Source organism: Pseudomonas sp., assembly GCF_030684895.1.
Lineage (GTDB): Bacteria > Pseudomonadota > Gammaproteobacteria > Pseudomonadales > Pseudomonadaceae > Aquipseudomonas.
Window position 1 is genome coordinate 16,634 of record NZ_JAUXXP010000013.1, and the last position, 20,188, is coordinate 36,821.

Annotated in this window: 18 protein-coding genes; 14 read left to right on the top strand and 4 right to left on the bottom strand. The window is 62.0% G+C overall.

What is annotated here, in order from left to right; translation table 11 throughout:
* Positions 1-26: 26 nt before the first annotated feature.
* From Q8M42_RS02065 to Q8M42_RS02095, 7 genes are all read left to right on the top strand, one after another.
* Positions 27-1,367: an NAD(P)/FAD-dependent oxidoreductase gene (locus tag Q8M42_RS02065; RefSeq protein WP_304868730.1), complete on the top strand. Its 1,341-nt coding sequence runs from the start codon at positions 27-29 to the stop codon at positions 1,365-1,367.
* Positions 1,367-2,302 (top strand): bile acid:sodium symporter family protein, encoded by a 936-nt coding sequence (locus Q8M42_RS02070; RefSeq protein ID WP_304868732.1) that lies wholly within the window; start codon positions 1,367-1,369, stop codon positions 2,300-2,302. The genes Q8M42_RS02065 and Q8M42_RS02070 overlap by 1 nt, the downstream gene beginning before the upstream one ends.
* Positions 2,302-3,084: an SDR family NAD(P)-dependent oxidoreductase gene (locus tag Q8M42_RS02075; RefSeq protein ID WP_304868734.1), complete on the top strand. Its 783-nt coding sequence runs from the start codon at positions 2,302-2,304 to the stop codon at positions 3,082-3,084. The genes Q8M42_RS02070 and Q8M42_RS02075 overlap by 1 nt, the downstream gene beginning before the upstream one ends.
* The gene (locus Q8M42_RS02080) at positions 3,084-3,824 is read left to right on the top strand and encodes a sulfite exporter TauE/SafE family protein (RefSeq protein ID WP_304868736.1); all 741 of its coding nucleotides are present in this window, start codon (positions 3,084-3,086) and stop codon (positions 3,822-3,824) included. Before Q8M42_RS02075 ends, Q8M42_RS02080 begins: the two co-directional genes overlap by 1 nt.
* Positions 3,821-5,611, top strand: coding sequence for an amidohydrolase family protein (locus Q8M42_RS02085; protein ID WP_304868738.1), 1,791 nt, complete (start codon positions 3,821-3,823; stop codon positions 5,609-5,611). Before Q8M42_RS02080 ends, Q8M42_RS02085 begins: the two co-directional genes overlap by 4 nt.
* Before the next feature lie 166 nt (positions 5,612-5,777).
* Entirely contained in the window at positions 5,778-7,124 is a 1,347-nt protein-coding gene (locus Q8M42_RS02090; protein WP_304868740.1) for a class II 3-deoxy-7-phosphoheptulonate synthase, read from the top strand.
* A gap of 76 nt (positions 7,125-7,200) precedes the next feature.
* Positions 7,201-7,368: a DUF2897 family protein gene (locus tag Q8M42_RS02095; protein WP_304868742.1), complete on the top strand. Its 168-nt coding sequence runs from the start codon at positions 7,201-7,203 to the stop codon at positions 7,366-7,368.
* 54 nt (positions 7,369-7,422) lie between these two features.
* Here the strand turns inward: Q8M42_RS02095 and Q8M42_RS02100 are convergent, their stop codons facing one another.
* The 3 genes from Q8M42_RS02100 to Q8M42_RS02110 all read right to left on the bottom strand — a co-directional run bounded on the left by Q8M42_RS02100 (position 7,423) and on the right by Q8M42_RS02110 (position 9,834).
* A complete protein-coding gene (locus tag Q8M42_RS02100; protein WP_370692733.1) occupies positions 7,423-8,244 on the bottom strand; it encodes a substrate-binding periplasmic protein in 822 nt (273 codons plus the stop codon).
* 70 nt (positions 8,245-8,314) lie between these two features.
* A complete protein-coding gene (locus Q8M42_RS02105; protein ID WP_304868744.1) occupies positions 8,315-9,100 on the bottom strand; it encodes an ABC transporter substrate-binding protein in 786 nt (261 codons plus the stop codon).
* A 110-nt stretch (positions 9,101-9,210) separates the two neighbouring features.
* The gene (locus Q8M42_RS02110; protein WP_304868746.1) at positions 9,211-9,834 is read right to left on the bottom strand and encodes a TetR/AcrR family transcriptional regulator; all 624 of its coding nucleotides are present in this window, start codon (positions 9,832-9,834) and stop codon (positions 9,211-9,213) included.
* A gap of 242 nt (positions 9,835-10,076) precedes the next feature.
* Here Q8M42_RS02110 and Q8M42_RS02115 point away from each other — a divergent pair, with 242 nt between their 5' ends.
* The 7 genes from Q8M42_RS02115 to Q8M42_RS02145 all read left to right on the top strand — a co-directional run bounded on the left by Q8M42_RS02115 (position 10,077) and on the right by Q8M42_RS02145 (position 19,710).
* Positions 10,077-11,864 carry an acyclic terpene utilization AtuA family protein gene (locus Q8M42_RS02115; protein ID WP_304868748.1) on the top strand — a complete coding sequence of 596 codons (1,788 nt, stop codon included), beginning with the start codon at positions 10,077-10,079 and terminating at the stop codon, positions 11,862-11,864.
* Between the two features lie 125 nt (positions 11,865-11,989).
* Positions 11,990-12,859: an SDR family oxidoreductase gene (locus Q8M42_RS02120; protein WP_304868749.1), complete on the top strand. Its 870-nt coding sequence runs from the start codon at positions 11,990-11,992 to the stop codon at positions 12,857-12,859.
* A 7-nt stretch (positions 12,860-12,866) separates the two neighbouring features.
* Positions 12,867-14,483, top strand: coding sequence for a geranyl-CoA carboxylase subunit beta (gene atuC / locus Q8M42_RS02125; RefSeq protein ID WP_304868751.1), 1,617 nt, complete (start codon positions 12,867-12,869; stop codon positions 14,481-14,483).
* An 18-nt stretch (positions 14,484-14,501) separates the two neighbouring features.
* The gene (gene atuD, locus Q8M42_RS02130) at positions 14,502-15,659 is read left to right on the top strand and encodes a citronellyl-CoA dehydrogenase (RefSeq protein WP_275961452.1); all 1,158 of its coding nucleotides are present in this window, start codon (positions 14,502-14,504) and stop codon (positions 15,657-15,659) included.
* A gap of 201 nt (positions 15,660-15,860) precedes the next feature.
* Positions 15,861-16,658, top strand: a complete 798-nt coding sequence (locus Q8M42_RS02135) for an enoyl-CoA hydratase/isomerase family protein (protein ID WP_304868755.1) — start codon at positions 15,861-15,863, stop codon at positions 16,656-16,658.
* A 132-nt stretch (positions 16,659-16,790) separates the two neighbouring features.
* Positions 16,791-18,779, top strand: a complete 1,989-nt coding sequence (locus Q8M42_RS02140) for an acetyl/propionyl/methylcrotonyl-CoA carboxylase subunit alpha (protein WP_304868757.1) — start codon at positions 16,791-16,793, stop codon at positions 18,777-18,779.
* Positions 18,780-18,891: 112 nt separating this feature from the next.
* Positions 18,892-19,710, top strand: a complete 819-nt coding sequence (locus Q8M42_RS02145) for an NAD(P)-dependent oxidoreductase (RefSeq protein ID WP_304868759.1) — start codon at positions 18,892-18,894, stop codon at positions 19,708-19,710.
* 42 nt (positions 19,711-19,752) lie between these two features.
* On the opposite strand, the gene Q8M42_RS02150 is transcribed toward Q8M42_RS02145, so the two are convergent.
* The gene (locus Q8M42_RS02150) at positions 19,753-20,136 is read right to left on the bottom strand and encodes a VOC family protein (protein WP_304868761.1); all 384 of its coding nucleotides are present in this window, start codon (positions 20,134-20,136) and stop codon (positions 19,753-19,755) included.
* Positions 20,137-20,188 lie beyond the last annotated feature (52 nt).

Genomic DNA, 20,188 nt, shown 5'->3' on the forward strand with positions numbered 1-20,188 from the left:
AATAAAAACGATTATCGAGGTTTGCCATGTACGCCATTATCGGTGCCGGCCCCATGGGGCTGTGTACAGCACGTCAACTGCACAAGCACGGCATCGACTTTGTCGGTTTCGAACTGCACGCGGATGTCGGCGGCCTGTGGGACATCGATAATCCGCACAGCACCATGTACGACTCGGCGCACCTGATTTCCTCCAAGGGCACCACCCAGTTCAGCGAATTCCCGATGCGCGACGAAGTGGCACCTTACCCGCATCACAGCGAGATGCGCCGCTACTTCCGTGACTACGCCAAACATTTTGGGCTGTATGCGCATTACCAGTTCAACACCCGCGTGGTGGAAATTCAGCGCTTGGACAAAGGCTGGAAGCTGATCAGCGAGTACGACGGCGTACAGCGTGAATGGCTGTTCGACGGCGTGCTGATGGCCAACGGCACCCTGCACACGCCTAACCAGCCAGCACTGCCCGGCGAGTTCAGCGGCGAGCTGATGCATTCCAGCGACTACCGCTCGGCAGCGGTGTTCGACGGTAAACGCGTGCTGGTGATCGGCTGCGGCAACTCGGCCTGCGATATCGCCGTGGACGCCGTACACCGCGCCGCATCAGTGGACCTGTCAGTGCGCCGTGGCTATTACTTCCTGCCCAAATTCACCCTGGGCCGCCCGACCGATACCCTCGGCGGTGCGATCAAGCTGCCGCGCCCGCTCAAGCAATTTCTCGACGGCCTGCTGGTGCGCGCGCTGGTCGGCAAACCCTCGCAATACGGCCTGCCCGACCCGGACTACAAACTCTACGAGTCGCACCCGGTGATGAACTCCCTGGTGCTGCATTACTTGGGACACGGTGATATCCAGGCGCGCCGCGATGTGGCCAAGGTCGATGGCCTGCAGGTGACCTTCAGCGATGGCGAACAGGCCGAGTACGACCTGATTCTGCAAGGCACCGGCTACAAGCTCGACTACCCCTTTATCGACCGCGCGCACCTCAACTGGCCGAGCAATGCTGGAGCGCCGCAGCTGTACCTCAACGTATTCCACCCCGAGTATGACGACCTGTTTATGTTGGGCATGGTCGAAGCTTCGGGCCTCGGCTGGCAGGGCCGCGACGAGCAGGCCGAGCTGGTGGCGCTGTATATCAAGGGCCTGCAGGCTGGTAGCCAGGCGGCCAAGGACTTCCAGGCGCTCAAGCGCGAACGGGCAAGCATGCGCCTGGACGGCGGCTACCAGTACCTGCAACTGGAACGCATGGCCTACTACGTGCACAAGGACAGCTATCGTCAGAGCATCGCGCAGCACAGCAACAGCCTGCGCGCCGGCCTGGCGGCGTTGCCCGCTGCCGCCAGCCGCACCATTGAAGGAAGCCCGTGATGGAGCCGGTGAATATCCAGTTCGACCCCAGCAGCCTGGTGCTGATCAACATCATCCTCGCGGTGATGATGTTCGGCGTCTCGCTGGACCTGCGCCTGGATGACTTCAAACGCATCGCCCGCGAACCCAAGGCGCCGCTGATCGGCCTGCTCGCGCAGTTTGTCCTGCTGCCGGCGCTGACCTGCCTGGCCTGCTGGGCATTTCGGGTCGACCCTATGCTGGCCCTTGGCATGATGCTGGTGGCGGCCTGCCCCGGCGGCAGCTTCTCCAACATCATGACCTGGATGGCCCGTGGCAACGTCGCGGTATCGGTAAGCATGACGGCGGTATCCAGCCTTGCGGCCAGCGTGCTGACGCCGCTGAACTTCGGCTTTTACGCCTGGCTTAACCCGCTGACCCGACCACTGCTGACGCAGATCGCCATGGATCCGGTCAGCCTGCTGCTGTTGGTGCTGCTGGTACTCGGCCTGCCGCTGATTGTCGGCATGTGGGTTGGCCGGCGTTTTCCTGGCCTGTCACTCAAGGTGGAAAAGCCGCTGCGCATCTTTGCCCTGCTGGTGATGCTGGCCTTTGTCACCCTGGCCTTTAGCCGTAACTTCAACCAGTTTATCGCGCATTTCCACCTGTTCTTCTGGCTGGTAGTGGCGCACAACGCCCTGGCGTTGTCAGTGGGCTACTGGTGCGCACGGCTGTCCGGGCTGCCGGCAGCAGATCGCCGGGCGATCACCCTGGAAGTCGGCATCCAGAACTCGGCCCTGGGCCTGGTGATCATCTTCACCTTCTTCCCACAGGCCAGCGGCATGCTGCTGATTGCAGCGTTCTGGGGCTGCTGGCACCTGGTCAGCGGCCTGACGCTGGCCTTTATCTGGTCACGTAGACCACCTGCAAGCCTGCCGCTGGCACCTGCGACCCTGGCTAACGCTGGAGAAAAATAATGCTCACCGTATTGATCACCGGAGCCGCCAGCGGCCTCGGCTGGCAGCTTGCGCGCGCCTATCACGGCCAAGGTTGCAATCTGCTGCTCACCGATATCAACGCAGGCGGCCTGAGCGCAAGGGTCAATGAGCTCGGCGCAGAGCGGGTAATCGGGCTGGCTGGCGACATCACCGATCCGCTCCTGCATCAGCAGTTGCTGCAAGCCTGCAGCGAGCGTTTCGGCCGCCTCGACGTGCTGATCAACAACGCCGGCATCACCCACCGCTCGCCAGCGATGCAGACCGACCCGGCGGTGCTGCGCAAGGTCATGGCCGTCGATTACCAAGCCCCCGTAGAGCTGACCCTGAGCGCCCTGCCGCTGCTGCGCCAGAGCCGTGGGCAGATCATCGCCATCGGTTCCATGGCCGGCTGGATGCCGGTGCTCGGCCGTGCCGGTTATTGCGCGGCGAAAAGCGCTCTCGGCCAGTTCTTCGAGGTGTTGCGCGCCGAGGCCGCCCGCGATGGCATCCGCATGCTGCTGGTCTACCCGAGCTTTCTCGATACACCGATCGAGCAGAACGCCCTTGGCGGCGATGGCAAGCAGGCGCAGCACGGTCGCTCAACCATCGGCCAGGTACGCGGCGCCGACTGGATGGCCGCGCAGATTCTCCAGGCCCAAGTGCAAGGCCGCGAACGTCTGTTCCCAGACCGTGGCAGCTGGTTGGCCAGCTTGCTCTGGCGTATCGCCCCCGGTTTCTACTACCGCAAGATGAGCGCACGCTTCGCCGGGGAGATGGGCTGATGGAGGTTATCTGGCTGACTCTGGCCGGTTTTATCCTGCTGGCCTACACCCTGGAGGCGATCACCGGCTTCGGCAGCATCGTCATCGCCCTGTCGCTGGGCGCCCTGCTGCTGCCCATCGACCAGTTGCTACCCGTGCTGGTGCCCCTGAATATCTGCATGACCGGCTACCTGGTCTGGCGGCATCGGCAGATGATCGACCGCCGTCTGCTGCTGGGCATGATTCTGCCTGGCATGGTCGCGGGCACGCTGATCGGCTATGCCCTGCTGCCCTTTCTCGATGCGGCCCTGGCCAAGCGCCTTTTTGGCGCACTGGTGCTGTGGTTTGCCGCCCGCGAGCTGTGGCGTCTGCGTCATGCTGCCGCGCAACCCGTGCGCCCACTGTGGCTCAGCCGCCTGCTCAGCCTGTGCGCCGGAATCAGCCATGGCCTGTTTGCCTCAGGCGGGCCGTTGCTGGTGTTCGCCCTGACCGGTACGCAACTGGATAAAGCGCGCCTGCGCGCCACCCTGGTCACGGTGTGGTTCACCCTCAACAGCCTGCTGACCCTGGCCTTTCTGCTCGACGGCCGCCTGCTGCCCGCGCTGCCGCAAGTCGCCAGTTACGCGCCGCTGCTGCTGATCGGCGTGTGGCTGGGTGAGCGCCTGCACCAGCGCTTCAACGAACAGCATTTCCGCATTGCCATCTACCTGTTGCTGCTGGTCACCGGCGGCCTGCTGCTTGCGCCCTGGAGCCTGCTATGAGCTTCGACATCATCATCAAAAATGGTCTGTATTTCGACGGCACAGGCGCACCCGGTGCGCTGCGGCATATCGGCATCAAGGACGGGCGCATCGATGTACTGAGCCTAAGCTCGCTGGATGAAAGCGACTGCCCCGAGGTGCTGGATGCTGCCGGCAAGTGGGTCACGCCGGGCTTTCTGGAAATTCACTCACACTACGACGCCGAAGTGATCGCCGCGCCCGCATTGAAGGAGTCGGTGCGCCACGGCGTCACCAGCGTGACCATCGGCTCCTGCTCGATCAGCATGGTGCTGGCCGATGCTGAGGACTGTTCGGACCTGTTCACCCGCGTCGAGGCGGTGCCGCGTGAGTACGTGCTGCCGATTCTTAAAGAGAAGAAGACCTGGCGCGACGCCGCCGGCTATCGCGCCTTCTACGATCAACAGCCGCTGGGGCCGAATGTCAGCTCCTTCCTCGGTCACTCCGAACTGCGCGTGGCGGTGCTCGGTCTGGAGCGCGCCACCCGCTCGATCAAACCGACTGAGGCTGAACTGGCGCGCATGGAACAGCTGCTGGAAGAGGCGCTGGATGCCGGCTGCATCGGTTTGTCGGTGATGACCACGCGCCTGGACAAGATGGATGGCGACCGCGCCTGGTCCAGCCCACTGCCCTCGACTTTTGCCAGCTGGACGGAATTCTCCCGCCTGTTCGCCATCCTGCGTCGTCGCGGCGCAGTGATGCAGGGGGCGCCCAACGCGGTGACCAAGGTCAACGTGTTCGCCTTCCTCTGGCAGGCCCACGGTTGGTTTAGAAAACCGCTGAAGTGTTCGATGCTTACCGCGCTGGACCTGAAATCGCAGCCGCTGCTGCATTACTTCACCCGCCTCTCTGGCTGGCTAGCCAACCGCGTGCTGCGCGGCTATTTCCGCTGGCAGACCCTGCCCGCGCCCTTCACCCTGCGCCTGGAAGGGCTCAATGTGAACGCCTTCGAGGAGTTCGGTGCGGGCGAGATCCTGCGCAATATCAAAGACCCGGACGAGCTCTACGCCAAGGTGCTGGAGCCGGAGTTCCGCGCCCTGTTCAAAAAGCAGGTCAAAGCCGTGCTAACCAAAGGTTTGTGGCACCGCGATTTCTCCGACTGCTGGGTAACCGAATGCCCGGACGCCAGCCTGGTCGGCAAGAACTTCAAACAGCTCGGCGCCGCCCGTGGCCTGGACCCGGTAGACGCCTACTTCGAGCTGGCCTGCCAGTACCGCGAGGCGCTGAAGTGGACCACCTGCTACGGCAACCAGCGCGAGCCGGTGATGCACGCCTTGCTGGCCAGCCCCTGGACCCAGCCAGGCTTCGCCGACTCTGGCGCGCACCTGCGCTCCATTGCCCAGTACAACTTTCCGCTGCGTTTCCTCAAATACGTGCGTGACGCCGAACTGGCCGGAACGCCGTTTATGGACATGGGCCGGGCCATCCATCGCCTGAGCGGTGAACTGGCTAACTTTATCGGCGTGGATGCCGGCACTATCCGCGTCGGCGACCGCGCCGATGTGGTGATCGTCAACCCGGCTGGGCTGACCGATGAACTGGATGACATCCATGAAGCGCCGATGGAGGTGCTCGGCCTGGAGCGCGTGGTCAAACGCAACGATGCGGCGGTGGATGCCACCCTGATCAACGGCCGCATTGCCTACCGTCGTGGCAGCGAGTTCCCTGAGGCGCTGGGCAAGCAGCCAGGTTTTGGCAAGTTTCTGCCTGGGCGTGACGTACTGCCGCGTACAGCGAAGGCGCTGGACTTAAAACCAGCCACTGCCTGAACGTAGCCCGGTTGTAATCCGGGAACAGAGCCAGCAGCCCCCCGGATTACATCCGGGCTACAAAAGCTGAACCATGCAGCGGCTCTATCGCGCCTATCGACTTGCCGTCCATGGCTTATCGGTTACCATGCCCGTCCGCCTAAATTGACTTAAGCCGAGAGCCGCAATGTCGCAACCCTGGAGCCCTGAAAGCTGGAGAGCCAAGCCGATCCAGCAACAACCGCAATACCCGAACGCCGCGCACCTACTGGCCGTTGAGCAAAAGCTCGCCAGTTATCCGCCGTTGGTATTTGCCGGTGAGGCCCGCGAACTGCGCCGCCAGTTTGCTGAGGTGACCCAGGGCCGCGCGTTTTTGCTACAGGGAGGCGATTGCGCCGAGAGCTTTGCCGAGTTCTCCACCCTGAAAATCCGCGACACCTTCAAAGTGCTGCTGCAAATGGCCATCGTCATGACCTTCGCCGCCGGTTGCCCGGTGGTCAAAGTCGGGCGTATGGCCGGTCAGTTCGCCAAACCGCGCTCGGCCAATGATGAAACCATCGACGGCGTAACCCTGCCCGCCTACCGCGGCGACATCGTCAACGGCATCGGTTTCGACTCTGCCAGCCGCGTGCCGGACCCGGAGCGTCTGCTGCAGGCCTACCACCAGTCCACCGCGTCGCTGAACCTGCTGCGCGCCTTTGCTCAGGGTGGCTTTGCCGACCTGCATCAGGTGCACCAGTGGAACCTCGACTTTATCGCCAACTCGGACCTTGGCGAGAAGTACAGCCAACTGGCTGGGCGCATCGACGAAACCCTGGCTTTTATGCGCGCCTGCGGCATGGACGGCGCTGCGCAGGTGCGTGAAACCAGCTTCTTCACCGCCCACGAAGCGCTGCTGCTGAACTACGAGCAAGCCTTTGTGCGCAAGGACAGCCTCACCGGCGGCTGGTACGACTGCTCGGCGCATATGCTGTGGATCGGCGACCGCACCCGTCAGCTGGACGGCGCGCATGTCGAGTTCCTGCGTGGCGTCGGCAACCCGATTGGGGTGAAAGTCGGCCCGAGCATGGACAGCGAAGACCTGATCCGCCTGATCGACATCCTCAACCCGGACAACGATCCCGGCCGCCTCAACCTGATCGTGCGCATGGGCGCCGACAAGGTCGAAGCCGGTCTGCCGCGCCTGATCCAGACCGTGCAGCGCGAAGGCCGCCAGGTGCTGTGGAGCAGTGACCCGATGCACGGCAACACCATCAAGGCCTCAAGCGGCTACAAGACCCGCGACTTTGCGCAGATTCTCGCCGAAGTGAAGCAGTTCTTCGCCGTGCACCAGGCCGAGGGCAGCTACGCCGGCGGTATCCATATCGAGATGACCGGGCAAAACGTCACCGAATGCATCGGCGGCGCGCGACCGATTACCGAAGACGGCCTGTCGGACCGCTACCACACCCACTGCGACCCACGGATGAACGCCGACCAGTCACTGGAACTGGCCTTCCTGATTGCTGAAACCCTTAAGCAGGTACGCCGCTAAGCCCTATTGGCGGCTGACCTGACAGATCAGCCGCCAACGCGTTATGGTGACCACTCCCCCCTACGAGGAAGCGCCCATGACCTGGTATATCTGGCTATTGATGCTGCTGGTGCTGGGCTCCATCGTCGGCGGCTTGATGGTACTGCTGCGCACCGCTAAACCGCTACCGCTGAGCGAGGAACAACTGGCGAAAGTCCGCCAGCGCAAACTGGAGCAAGAGGCCAAGGACGCCCGCGAGCCATAACGCCCCATCCCAGATAGGCCATGCATATGCGCCGTGGTCGCGGTTACGGCACACTCACTGTGCAGCACCTGCTGCTATTGAACTACCCGCTGCGGGTGGCATAACGGCGACCTGGTAGCGGCTGAAAATCTTCTCCAGCTCGCCGTTCTCACGCAGCGGTTCATAGATCGCCATAAACTGCTCAGGGGTGATCGGCGCCTGCGGACGCAACAACACATGATGGCGATAGCGCTGATCGGCGCGCTGGGATATGAGCAGCTGGCCAGCGTATTGCCGATTGCGTTCGAGGAAGTCGCCGATATAGGAGCGCGTTACCAGAGCGATTTCCGCACGCTGATGCAGCACCATCAGCAGGTTGCTTTCGTGGGAATGGGTCAAGGTGGCGTTGAAGGTCTTGCTCAGGTAATTCGGCTCGGCATTGAAATTGGCAAAGGCATAGTGATAGCCGTGGTAGAGCGCCAGACGCTTGCCTTTGAGCGAGTCGAAATAACCCTGATCGCGGCCTGACTCAGCGCGGGCGACAAACACTTCGGAGTCTTCCAGGCCCATATCCAGGGCCACATGCGGAATGCCCTGCCAACCCCAACCGGGGTTCTCGAAAATCGCCAGGTCAATGCGCTGTTGTTCGAGGTCACGAAAACGCCGTTTAACCGCAGTCGGAACCATCACAAAGCGGTAGTCCGTCTGGGCCTGATTCAGCGCCGCCACCAACTCATCGAGTAAACCAGTGGGCTGGACCTGTTCAGGTTTGAACACATAGGGCGGGAAATACACAGCAGCCACGCGCACGTCCTGCGCGGCCATAAGCGGCCCGGCCAGCAGCAATGCCAGGCCAATACCGAAAAACCTGCTTACCTCACGTCTGAAGAGCCCCATTTGACGCCAACTTCCCTATTTTCGAATAACTGCAGCCTAACTCAGGCAAATCTGACCGAACAGAGCATTTTCAGTCATTTATCAGCACCGATGCGTCACGCAGGTGATAACGCCCCAGCAGCTTATCCAGTTGCTTGTCGCGATTGAGTTGTTTAAGCAGCTCGGCAAACACCTGTGGCTGCAGCCTCGACTCAGGGCGGAACAGCGCCTGGTGTTGGTACACCTGATCGACGCGCTGAGACACCAGCAAGGCGCTGCTCTGCTCCGGGTAGCGCTGCTGGTAGGCGCGCAGGTAGGAACGCGTAACCACGGCCACATCGGCCCGGCCACGCAGCAGCATGATCAGGTTGCTGTCGTGGGAATAGGTCAGCACCGCGTTGAATGTATCGCTGAGAAACTGTTTATCCGAGTTGAACCCGGCAAAGCCGTAGTGATAGCCGCTATACAGGGCCATGCGCTTGCCCTGGAGCTGATCAAAATAGCGCTCGTCACGCCCCGGTTGCAGGCGTGCGACATAGACCTCGGCATCTTCGATATGCAGATCCAGCGCGGCATGTGTCGTGTCCTGCCAACCCCAGGCCGGGGATTCAAACAGGATCAAGTCGAAACGGCCGCTTTGCAGATCGCGATAGCGGCGCATGGTCGAGGTCGCCACCAGGGTAAAACGGTAGTCGCTTTGCAGCTGATTGAGCGCCTGCAACAGCTCCGGCAGCAGGCCACCGGGGCGCTCACTTTCCGGTTTGATCACATAGGGCGGGAAATGATAGGCCCCCACTCGCACCTCTTCCGCGGCCTGCGCAACGCACACCACAGAAAACAGCACGACGAGCAGTAAACCTCGTAACAGCGTGGCCAAACGGCGAACCTCAGAACAAAACGCAGCGACTTCTTCCGTGACCTGAAACGCTCGCAATCCGTTGGCGCCAAAATACTATCAATGTGCCACCTTAGCGTAGCTGAATTTCCTCAAGCGTCCTTGATCACCAGTGACAGCGCCTCTTCGGCCAGCTGATCGAGGGTCATTGGCCCTTCCGGGCGAAACCAGGTAGTAGTCCAGCTCAGCGCGCCAGTCAGCAGGCGGCGCAGAATAAAAGGGTCGGCCTTGAAGTAGCCGGCGGCCTTGGCTTCGCCCAACACATCCAGCCAGAGCTGCTCGTAGTTGTCGCGCAATTCCAGAATAAAGGCCTGACCCTGCTCCGATAGCGAGCGCCATTCATACACCAGTACCGCCATCGCCTCACCGGTGCCGCCCATGATCGACTGCAGCTCACAGCGAATCAGCGCCAGCACCCGCTCACGCTGGTCGCGCGCCTCGGCCAGCGAGGCCTGCATCAGTGCAGTGTTGTAGCGAATGGTCTCCTCCATCACCGAACGCAGGATCTCATCCTTACTTTTGAAGTGATGAAAAATGCTGCCGGACTGAATGCCCACAGCGCTGGCCAAATCGCGCACCGTGGTGCGCTCGTAGCCCTTGCTGCGGAACAGGTGCGCCGCAGTTTGCAGCAGCTTGCCACGCGCACTGTCCGGATCGGTGATCTGCCCGCTGGCCACCAGATCGCGCATCACCGCCTGAGCTTGTTGATCATCCACGCTAATTACTCTCCAACTCTCTGTATGCCTCGGGCCAAGCGGCCCAGCGTGCAATTGCACGCTGGTTATCAGCAGGTTTACCCAAGTGCTTGTCGTTATTGGTGAAATTTATGCTGCGCCAGCCACCCAAGCAAGCGCTTGGCCGCACTTTCGGTTAGAAAGATTCGCCCCGGGGCTTTTCAACCAAGCGCTTGCTTGGTAGCCTTCAACTCACCTTATTCATGTGTTGCGGACCCATTCCAATGACTAAAACCGTACGCATCGGCTGCGCTTCCGCCTTTTGGGGCGATACCAGCACCGCCGCCGCCCAGCTGGTAAAAGGCACCGAACTGGATTACCTGGTATTCGACTACCTGGCCGAAGTGACCATGTCGATCATGGCTGGCGCGCGGATGAAGAAGCCCGACGCCGGCTATGCCACCGACTTTGTGGAAACCCTGGCCCCGCTGCTGACCGAGCTCGCACAGAAGAACATCCGCGTAATCAGCAACGCCGGCGGCGTCAATCCGAGCGCCTGCGCTGCTGCCCTGGCGGCGGCTTGTGAACAGGCTGGCGTGCAATTGAAGATTGCCGTGCTGCATGGCGACAACCTGCAACCCAAGCTCGGTGAGCTGGCCAAGGCCGGCACCGTGGAAATGTTCAGCGGCGCACCACTGCCGCCCTTCTGCGTGTCGGTCAACGCCTACCTCGGTGCACCGGGCATTGTCGAAGCCTTGAAACTGGGTGCAGATATCGTGATCACCGGTCGCGTGGTCGACAGCGCCGTGGTTAGCGCCGCCCTGGTGCATGAATTCGGTTGGAGCTGGAGCGACTACGACCAGCTGGCTCAGGCTGCGCTGGCCGGGCATATCATCGAGTGCGGCGCACAGTGCACCGGCGGCAACTTCACCGACTGGCAGAGCGTGCCGGACTATGAACATATCGGCTTCCCGGTAGTAGAAGTGGCAGCCGATGGCAGCTTTGTCGTGGCCAAGCCGGAGGGTTCCGGCGGCTTGGTTACGCCTTTTACCGTGGGCGAGCAGATGCTTTATGAAATCGGCGATCCACGGGCCTATTACCTGCCCGATGTGCTCTGCGATTTCACCCAGGTGCAACTGACCCAAGTCGGTGACAACCGCGTTGAGCTGAAAGGCGCACGCGGCCTGCCGCCGACTGCTCAGTACAAAGTCAGCGCCACCCACCCGGACGGCTTCCGCTGCACCGCCAGCTGCCTGATGGCCGGCATCGACGCGGTAAAGAAAGCCCAACGAGTCAGCCAGGCCATCATCAACAAAACCGAAGAGCTGTTCGCCGAACGTGGCTGGGGACCTTACAAGGAAGTCAGCATCGAACTGCTGGGCTCCGAGGCCACTTACGGCCCGCGTGGCCAGCGCACCGATACCCGCGAGATCGTGATCAAGATCGCCGTGCGCCATGCCAAGAAAGAAGCGCTGATTCTGTTCTCTCGCGAGATCGCCCAGGCAGCCACCGGCATGGCACCGGGACTGACCGGCATCGTCGGTGGTCGCCCTACGGTTTACCCGGTAATCCGCCTGTTCAGCTTTCTCACTGACAAAGGCGCCTGCGCCATGGAAGTGGAACTGAACGGCGAACGCACACCGGTCGCACTGCCGCAGATCACGGTGCTGGATAGCGCGCAGATTGCTGCCGATATAGCCGCCCCGCAGCCAAGCGGCCAGGCCGACGCCTGCGTACCGCTGATCAAGTTGGCTGTAGCGCGCTCTGGCGACAAGGGCAACCACAGCAATATTGGTGTAATGGCCAGAAAGCCCGAGTACTTGGCCTGGATCGCCGCTGCGCTAACCGAGGGAGCCGTGGCCGAATGGATGCAGCACGCGCTGGATGCGCAAACCGGCAAGGTCAGCCGTTGGTATCTACCTGGCAGCCATAGCCTGAACTTCCTGCTGGAGAACGCCCTGGGCGGTGGCGGCGTCGCCTCGCTGCGCATCGACCCGCAGGGCAAGGCATTCGCCCAACAGTTGCTGGAATTCCCGATACCGGTGCCCAAGGCGCTGGCTGACAACCTGTAGGAGCGAGCTTGCTCGCGATGCTTTAGCAGTCCAATGATCGCGAGCAAGCTCGCTCCTACAGAAAGCGGATAGCGCACCTCCTTGACAGGGTGGTGCCCGATAAAAGCCTAAGGATAAGAACGAAAATGGCATACGACTCGGTGTTTAAACCCGGCCTGTTTAGCGGCCAGACCATCATGGTCACCGGCGGCGGCAGCGGCATCGGCCGTTGCACCGCCCACGAGCTGGCGCACCTGGGTGCCCATGTGGTTCTGGTCGGGCGCAAGCTGGAAAAGCTTGAAGCCACCTGCGGCGAAATTATTGAAGACGGCGGCCAAGCCAGCTTTCAGGTCTGCGATATCCGTGATGAGGAAGCAGTCAAGGCCATGGTCAAAACCGTGGTCGCCGAGCGCGGGCAGATCCATCACCTGGTCAACAACGCCGGCGGCCAGTTCCCCGCGCCACTGATCGGGATCAACCAGAAAGGCTTCGAGACCGTAGTGCGCACCAACCTGGTGGGTGGCTTTCTGATCGCCAAGGAAGTCTTCCTGCAGAGCATGAGCAAACACGGCGGCTCAATCGTCAATATGCTCGCCGACATGTGGGGTGGCATGCCGGGCATGGGCCATTCGGGAGCCGCACGCGCCGGCATGGAGAACTTCACCAAAACCGCCGCCTACGAGTGGGGCCACGCCGGGGTGCGGGTCAACGCCGTGGCACCTGGCTGGATCGCCTCCAGCGGCATGGACACCTACCCCGAGTCGATGAAGAACATGATCCGCTCGCTCAAGGATCACGTGCCGCTGCAACGCATTGGCAGCGAATCGGAAGTGGCCGCCGCCATCGTCTTCCTGCTCACACCCGGGGCCAACTTTATCAGCGGCAATACCATCCGCATCGACGGCGCCGCGAGCCAGGGCACCCGCGCCTGGACCCTCGGCAAAGCGAAAAACAGCGAGACCTATAACGGCTTTCACCGGGCCTATATGCCCGATGTACTGAAAGATCAGGAGTAAGCCTCTAATGCCGGTTATCCAATCCGAGATCGATGTGCATGGCGAGGACTTCGCCAAGAACCGCGAGGCCATGCTGGCTGCCGTGGCCAGCTTTCGCCAGATCGAACAGAACTGCCTGAACAAGGCGGCTGAAGCCAAGGCTAAATTCGAAAAACGCGGTCAGCTGCTGCCCCGTGAACGCCTTAATCTGCTGCTCGACCCTGGCGCGCCCTTTCTCGAACTCTCGTCGCTGGCCGGCTACAAGCTGCACGACGACAAGGACGGCACTCAGGCCGGTGGCGGGATTATTTCCGGTATCGGCTATATCGCCGGGGTGCGTTGCCTGGTCACCGCCAGCAACAGCGCGATCAAGGGCGGCACCATCTCCCCCACCGGGCTGAAGAAAACCCTGCGCCTACAGCAAATCGCCTTCGAGAACAAACTGCCGGTGGTGGCGCTGACCGAAAGCGGCGGCGCCAACCTCAACTACGCCGCCGATATCTTTGTCGAAGGCGCTCGCGGCTTTGCCAACCAGGCGCGCATGTCCGCAATGGGTTTGCCGCAGATCACCGTGGTGCATGGTTCCAGCACCGCCGGTGGGGCTTACCAGCCGGGGCTGTCGGACTATGTGGTGGTGGTGCGCGGCAAGGCCAAGATGTTTCTCGCCGGCCCGCCGCTGCTGAAAGCCGCCACCGGCGAAATCGCCACCGATGAACAACTGGGTGGCGCCGAAATGCATGCCCAAGTCGCCGGCACCGCCGAATACCTGGCCGAGAATGACGCCGACGGCGTACGCATCGCCCGCGAAATCCTCGCCATGCTGCCGTGGAATGCCCAACTGCCGGCACGCCCAGCCAAGGTCTACAGCGAGCCGCTGTATCCGGTCGAAGAACTGCTCGGCCTGGTGCCGGCAGATGCCAAGAAGCCCTACGACGTACGCGAAATCATCGCGCGCATCGCCGACGGCTCGGCCTTTCTCGACTTCAAGAACGAGTTCGACAACCAGACCGTCTGCGGCCACTTGCAGATCGAAGGCCAGCCCTGCGGTTTTATCGGCAACAACGGTCCGATCACCCCGCAAGGCGCAGCCAAGGCGGCGCAATTTATCCAGCTGTGTGAGCAGAGCAACACACCGATTCTGTTCTTCCACAACACCACCGGTTTTATGGTCGGCACCGAATCGGAACAGCTCGGCGTGATCAAGCACGGATCGAAGATGATCCAAGCGGTGGCCAACGCCACAGTGCCGAAACTCACCATAGTCGTCGGCGGTTCCTACGGCGCCGGCAATTACGCCATGTGCGGCCGTGGTCTGGACCCGCGTTTTATCTTCGCCTGGCCCAACAGCAAAACCGCCGTGATGGGCGGTGCCCAGGCCGGCAAAGTGCTGCGCATCGTCACCGAGGAAAAACACCTGAAGGAAGGCAAAGAAGCCGACCCGAAGATGCTCGACATGCTGGAAACCGTTACCGCACAGAAACTCGACAGCCAGTCCACGGCGCTGTACGGCACCGCCAGCCTGTGGGACGACGGCCTGATCGACCCACGCGATACGCGCAAGCTGCTCGGCTACCTGCTGGATATCTGTGCCGAAGCCGCTGTTCGCCCGCTTAAAACCACCACTTTCGGCGTAGCCCGCCTGTAACCCTTCGGAGAACAAGAAATGATCTTCACCCAAGAACACGAAGAGCTGCGCCGCACGGTCCGTAACTTTGTCGACAAGGAAATCAACCCGCACGTCGAGCAGTGGGAAAAGGACGGCCGCTTCCCGATCCACGATATCTTCAAGAAGGCCGGCGACCTCGGCCTGCTGGGTATTTCCAAGCCGGAGAAGTTCGGCGGCATGGGCCTGGACTACAGCTACTCGATCGTCGCCGCCGAAGAGTTTGGCACCATCATCTGCGGCGGCATCCCGATGTCCATCGGCGTGCAGACCGATATGTGCACCCCGGCCCTGGCACGCTTCGGCTCCGATGAGCTGCGTGAAGAATTCCTCAAGCCGGCGATCACTGGCGAGATGGTCGGTTGTATCGGCGTCTCCGAAGTCGGCGCCGGCTCCGATGTGGCCGGGCTGAAAACCACCGCCAAAAAAGACGGCAGCGACTATGTGATCAACGGCAGCAAAATGTGGATCACCAACTCCCCGTCCGCCGACTTTATCTGCCTGTTGGCCAATACCAGCGACGACAAACCGCACGTCAATAAATCGCTGATCATGGTGCCGATGAACACCCCAGGCATCAGCGTCAGCCCGCATCTGGACAAACTCGGCATGCGCAGCTCGGAGACCGCCCAGGTGTTCTTCGACAACGTACGCGTGCCGCAGCGCTACCGCATCGGCCACGAAGGCGCGGGTTTTATGATGCAGATGCTGCAGTTCCAGGAAGAGCGCCTGTTCGGCGCGGCCAACATGATCAAGGGCCTGGAGCACTGCATCAACGCCACCATCGACTACTGCAAGGAGCGCAAGACCTTCGGCAATGCGCTGATCGACAACCAGGTGATCCACTTCCGCATGGCCGAGCTGCAGACCGAAGTCGAGTGCCTGCGCGCCCTGGTTTATCAGGCCACCGAGCAATACGTGCGCGGCCGCGACGTGACCAACCTTGCCTCGATGGCCAAGCTCAAGGCCGGCCGCCTCGGCCGTGAAGTCACCGACAGCTGCCTGCAGTACTGGGGCGGCATGGGCTACATGTGGGAAAACCCGGTGGCCCGCGCCTACCGCGACGTGCGCCTGGTGAGCATCGGCGGCGGCGCCGACGAAATCATGCTGGGCATTATCTGCAAGCTGATGGGCATTCTGCCTGGGAAGAAAAAATAGCCGGGAGCTATTTTTAACGTCGCGTAGCGACGGCCCGAAGGGTGGCCGCCAGGGATGGCGGGCCATAAAGAAGGGCTAAGAACGGAAAAACGTAGGGTGGACGTCGCTTTTTACGTCCACCGTGGCACCGCTCGGTGGGTCGATAAAACGTGACCCACCCTACGGCCACCTTCCCCTTGCGAATACATCAAGGAGCCTGCCATGGCCGACCTACCGAACTGCGAAACCCTGCTGCTAAGCCTCGACGCCGGCGTGCTGCACGTCACCCTCAACCGCCCGGATAGCCGCAATGCCATGAGCCTGGCCATGGTCACGGAGCTGCGCGCCGTGCTGGAAAGCCTGCGTGCAGACCCCAGCGTACGTGCCATCGTGCTGCGTGGCGCCGGCGGGCACTTCTGCGCCGGCGGCGATATCAAGGATATGGCCGGCGCGCGTGCGGCTGGTGGTGATGCCTACCGCAACCTTAACCGCGCCTTTGGCAGCCTGCTGGAAGAGGCGCAGAACGCGCCACAGGTGCTGATCGCCGTATTGGAAGGCGCGGTGCTGGGCGGCGGTTTCGGCCTGGCCTGTGTGTCGGATATCGCCATCTGCCAGCAGGACGCCAAGTTCGGCCTGCCGGAAACCACCCTGGGGATTTTGCCGGCGCAGATCGCCCCCTTTGTGGTGAAGCGCATCGGCCTGACCCAGACCCGCCGCCTGGCCCTGACCGCCGCCCGTTTTAACGGCAGCGAAGCCGAGCGCCTGGGTCTGGTGCATTTCAGTGAGGCCAATAACGAAGCCGTTGATGCCCGCCTGCAACAGGTACTCAGCCAGGTGCGCCAGTGCGCACCCGGCGCCAACGCCCAAACCAAGGCGCTGCTGCTGGCCAGTGAACACGAAGCACTCGGCACCCTGCTGGACCGCGCCGCCGAGCAGTTTGCCGCCGCGGTAACCGGCGCCGAAGGTGTCGAGGGCACCATGGCTTTTGTACAGAAACGCCCGCCGAAGTGGGCGCAGTAGCCACAACACCGACTGTAGGAGCGAGCTTGCTCGCGATCAGCTCAGATCAGGATCGCCAGCAAGCTGGCTCCTACAACAAGACCGTAGGATGGGTTAAGCGCAGCGATACCCATCACCAGCAGGAGCACCCAGATGCCCGCCTTTAACAAAATCCTGATCGCCAATCGCGGGGAAATCGCCTGCCGGGTGATGCGCACCGCCCAGGACCTCGGCTACCGCACCGTGGCCGTCTATTCGGAAGCCGACGCCGGCGCACGCCATGTGCAGCAAGCCGATGAAGCCGTGTGCATCGGCCCGGCCCAGGTCAACCAGTCTTATCTGCTGATCGCCAATATCATCGACGCCGCGCAGAAAACCGGAGCCGATGCCATCCACCCCGGCTACGGCTTTCTCTCGGAAAACGCCGACTTCGCCCGCGCCTGCGAGGCTGCCGGCATCGTATTTATCGGCCCAACTGTGGAAGCCATCCACCTGATGGGCAGCAAGCGCCTGTCGAAGATCGCCATGCTCGAAGCCGGCGTGCCGTGTATTCCCGGCTATGAAGGCGCAGCCCAGGACGACGAGACCCTGAGCCGTGAAGCCGAGCGTATTGGCTACCCGCTAATGATCAAGGCCAGTGCCGGTGGCGGCGGTCGTGGCATGCGTTTAGTTCACGAATCCAGTGAGCTGCTGTCACAGATCCGCACCGCCCGCTCGGAGGCGCAGAACGCCTTCGGCTCCGGCGAGCTGATTCTCGAGCGCGCGGTGATCCAGCCGCGTCATGTGGAAATTCAGGTATTCGGCGACCAACACGGCAGCATCGTGTATCTCGGTGAACGCGACTGCTCGGTGCAGCGCCGCCACCAGAAGGTGGTCGAGGAAGCGCCCTGCCCGGTAATGACGCCCGAGCTGCGCCAAGCCATGGGCGAGGCAGCGGTGAAAGCGGCGGCCTCAGTCAACTACGTCGGTGCCGGCACCGTAGAGTTTCTGCTCGATCAGAGCGGCGAATTCTTCTTTCTGGAAATGAACACCCGCCTGCAGGTCGAACACCCGGTTACCGAACTGATCACCGGCCAGGACCTGGTCGCATGGCAGATTCGCGTTGCCGAGGGCCAGCCGCTGCCACTCAAACAGGACGAGATTCGCCTCACCGGCCACGCCATGGAAGTGCGCCTGTACGCCGAAGACGCCACGCAGAATTTCCTGCCGCAAACCGGCACGGCGTTGCGCTGGGAGCCGGCGCTGCGCGACGGCATCCGCATCGACCACGGCCTGGTTGAAGGCCAGGCCATCACCCCGTTCTATGACCCCATGCTGGCCAAGGTCATCGCCTATGGCGCCACCCGTGAGGAAGCCCGACGCAAGCTGGTGCGTACGGTGGAGGATTGTGTGCTGCTGGGCGTGAATGGCAACCAGCGCTTTCTCGCCAACCTGCTTAGCCACTCCGAGTTTGCTGCCGGCAACGCCACCACTGCCTTTATCGCCGAGCATTTCGCCAGTGACCCGAGCCTAAGCCCGCAGCCGCCAAAAGCCAGCGAACTGGCCGCCGCCGCCGCCCTGCTGTTTCAGCAATCGGCCAATGCCCGCGCCCATCAGCCGGGCCTGTCCGGCTGGCGCAATGCCGGCAGCGCGCCCTGGCGTTTTCTGCTTAAGCAGGGTGAACAGCAATTTTCAGTAGAACTTGAAGTACTGGCCGACGGCCCACAACCCAGCCTGCTGGCCAGGATCGGCGAGCAACAGGTCAGCCTTAAACTGCTGGCCAGCGACGGCCGCTGGGCCACCCTGGAGCTGGACGGCATTCGCCAACGCTTGGCCTATCACCTGGCCGGCGAAAACCTCTGGCTGTACGGCCATAACGGCAATCTGCAACTGACCGACATCACCCACCTGCCGGTCAGCAGCGCCAGCGGCGCCGGCTCGGGCAGCGTCAAGGCACCGATGGACGGCGCGATTGTCGAGGTATTGGTCGAGGAAGGCGTCAGCGTCAGCAAGGGCCAACTGCTGCTGGTGCTGGAAGCGATGAAGATGGAGCACCCGCTCAAGGCCAGCATCGACGGTGTGGTACGGCGGATTGGCGTCAGCCGTGGCGATCAGGTGAAGAATCGCCAGCTGCTGGTGGAAATCGAAGCCAGCGAAAGCTGATCGCATCCCGTGGGAGGGGCCTTAGCCGCGACTAATTAGTTACTTGTCGCGGCTAAAGCGGATCGCCGCCCGGCCCCTCCCACAAAAACCATAACAATTCGAGAGCACGCATATGTCACTGCAAGGCAAAACCCTGTTTATCACCGGCGCCAGCCGCGGTATCGGCCGTGAAATCGCCCTGCGCGCCGCGCGTGAGGGCGCCAATATCGTGATTGCAGCGAAAAGCGCCGAGCCCCACGCCAAGCTGCCCGGCACCATTCACTCGGTGGCCGCCGAGGTCGAGGAAGTCGGCGGCAAGGCCCTGGCCCTGCAAGTCGATGTGCGTGACGAAAACGCGGTAAAAGCGGCCATGGCCCAGGCGGCCGAACACTTTGGCGGCATCGACGCGTTGATCAACAACGCCGGCGCGATCAAGCTGGTGGGCGTGGAGAAACTCGAACCCAAGCGCTTCGACCTGATGTTCCAGATCAACACCCGCGCGGTGATGGTCTGCAGCCAGGCCGCGTTGCCCTACCTTAAGCAGAGTAAGGGCCATATTCTCAGCCTGTCGCCGCCGCTTAACCTCGACCCCAAGTGGTTCGCCAACTACGGCCCCTACACCACCACCAAATACGGCATGAGCATGCTCACCTTAGGCATGCATGAGGAATTCAAGAAGTACGGCATCAGCGTCAACTCGCTGTGGCCGAAGACGGTGATCGCCACCGCCGCCATCGAGTTCGAGGCCGGCGGCCCGGCGGTAATGAAGGCCGCTCGCCTGCCGGCGATCATGGCCGACGCCGCCCACGCCATTCTGTCCAGCAGCGAACGCTGCATCAGCGGGCGCTTGCTGATCGACGAGGAAATCCTGCGTGAGCAGGGCCAGAGCCACTTCGAGCAGTACCGCTATGACCCAGCCGGCAAACTAATGAACGATCTGTTTATCGACTAAATCGGCACGCCCGCTCCTTGGAGCGGGTCGTGGCGCAGTGCATTAAGCGTCTTGTTGGAGCCGCCAAGGCGGATTCAGACGGTTTTCGCCAGCGTGATACAAACACAGCGGATTGCCATCCGGGTCTTGCAGATAGGCTTCGCGCCACAGCCAGGGCTGATCGGTCGGCAGCATGCTGAACTCGATGCCCTGGGCCTGCAGACGGGCGACGGTCTGATCCAGTTCGGCGCACTCGAAGTAGATCAACGTCTGGCTGAACGGCACCTGCGCAACCTTGCTCAGGGAAAAACTCGCCTGGCCATCCGGGCAGCAGAACCGCGCATAGTCCGGCAGGCTCTCAACAATCAGTTGCAGGCCCAGCCCCTGATAGAAGCGAATCGCGCGTGGCACATCGGTGACCGCAATAGTGACTTGATTCAGGTTCATCGCCGGCTCCTTCAGCATTCAGCGTTCCCTGTAATGCCACAGCCTGGATGCC

Excerpts from the sequence above, each read along its gene's own strand:
- Q8M42_RS02070 (WP_304868732.1), top strand. The coding sequence starts at position 1,367 with ATGGAGCCGGTGAATATCCAGTTCGACCCCAGCAGCCTGGTGCTGATC.
- Q8M42_RS02075 (WP_304868734.1), top strand. The coding sequence starts at position 2,302 with ATGCTCACCGTATTGATCACCGGAGCCGCCAGCGGCCTCGGCTGGCAG.
- Q8M42_RS02090 (WP_304868740.1), top strand. The coding sequence starts at position 5,778 with ATGTCGCAACCCTGGAGCCCTGAAAGCTGGAGAGCCAAGCCGATCCAG.
- Q8M42_RS02115 (WP_304868748.1), top strand. The coding sequence starts at position 10,077 with ATGACTAAAACCGTACGCATCGGCTGCGCTTCCGCCTTTTGGGGCGAT.
- Q8M42_RS02135 (WP_304868755.1), top strand. The coding sequence starts at position 15,861 with ATGGCCGACCTACCGAACTGCGAAACCCTGCTGCTAAGCCTCGACGCC.
- Q8M42_RS02120 (WP_304868749.1), top strand. The coding sequence starts at position 11,990 with ATGGCATACGACTCGGTGTTTAAACCCGGCCTGTTTAGCGGCCAGACC.
- Q8M42_RS02140 (WP_304868757.1), top strand. The coding sequence starts at position 16,791 with ATGCCCGCCTTTAACAAAATCCTGATCGCCAATCGCGGGGAAATCGCC.
- Q8M42_RS02150 (WP_304868761.1), bottom strand. The coding sequence starts at position 20,136 with ATGAACCTGAATCAAGTCACTATTGCGGTCACCGATGTGCCACGCGCG.
- Q8M42_RS02065 (WP_304868730.1), top strand. The coding sequence starts at position 27 with ATGTACGCCATTATCGGTGCCGGCCCCATGGGGCTGTGTACAGCACGT.
- Q8M42_RS02095 (WP_304868742.1), top strand. The coding sequence starts at position 7,201 with ATGACCTGGTATATCTGGCTATTGATGCTGCTGGTGCTGGGCTCCATC.
- Q8M42_RS02145 (WP_304868759.1), top strand. The coding sequence starts at position 18,892 with ATGTCACTGCAAGGCAAAACCCTGTTTATCACCGGCGCCAGCCGCGGT.
- atuC (WP_304868751.1), top strand. The coding sequence starts at position 12,867 with ATGCCGGTTATCCAATCCGAGATCGATGTGCATGGCGAGGACTTCGCC.
- Q8M42_RS02080 (WP_304868736.1), top strand. The coding sequence starts at position 3,084 with ATGGAGGTTATCTGGCTGACTCTGGCCGGTTTTATCCTGCTGGCCTAC.
- Q8M42_RS02100 (WP_370692733.1), bottom strand. The coding sequence starts at position 8,244 with ATGGGGCTCTTCAGACGTGAGGTAAGCAGGTTTTTCGGTATTGGCCTG.
- Q8M42_RS02085 (WP_304868738.1), top strand. The coding sequence starts at position 3,821 with ATGAGCTTCGACATCATCATCAAAAATGGTCTGTATTTCGACGGCACA.
- atuD (WP_275961452.1), top strand. The coding sequence starts at position 14,502 with ATGATCTTCACCCAAGAACACGAAGAGCTGCGCCGCACGGTCCGTAAC.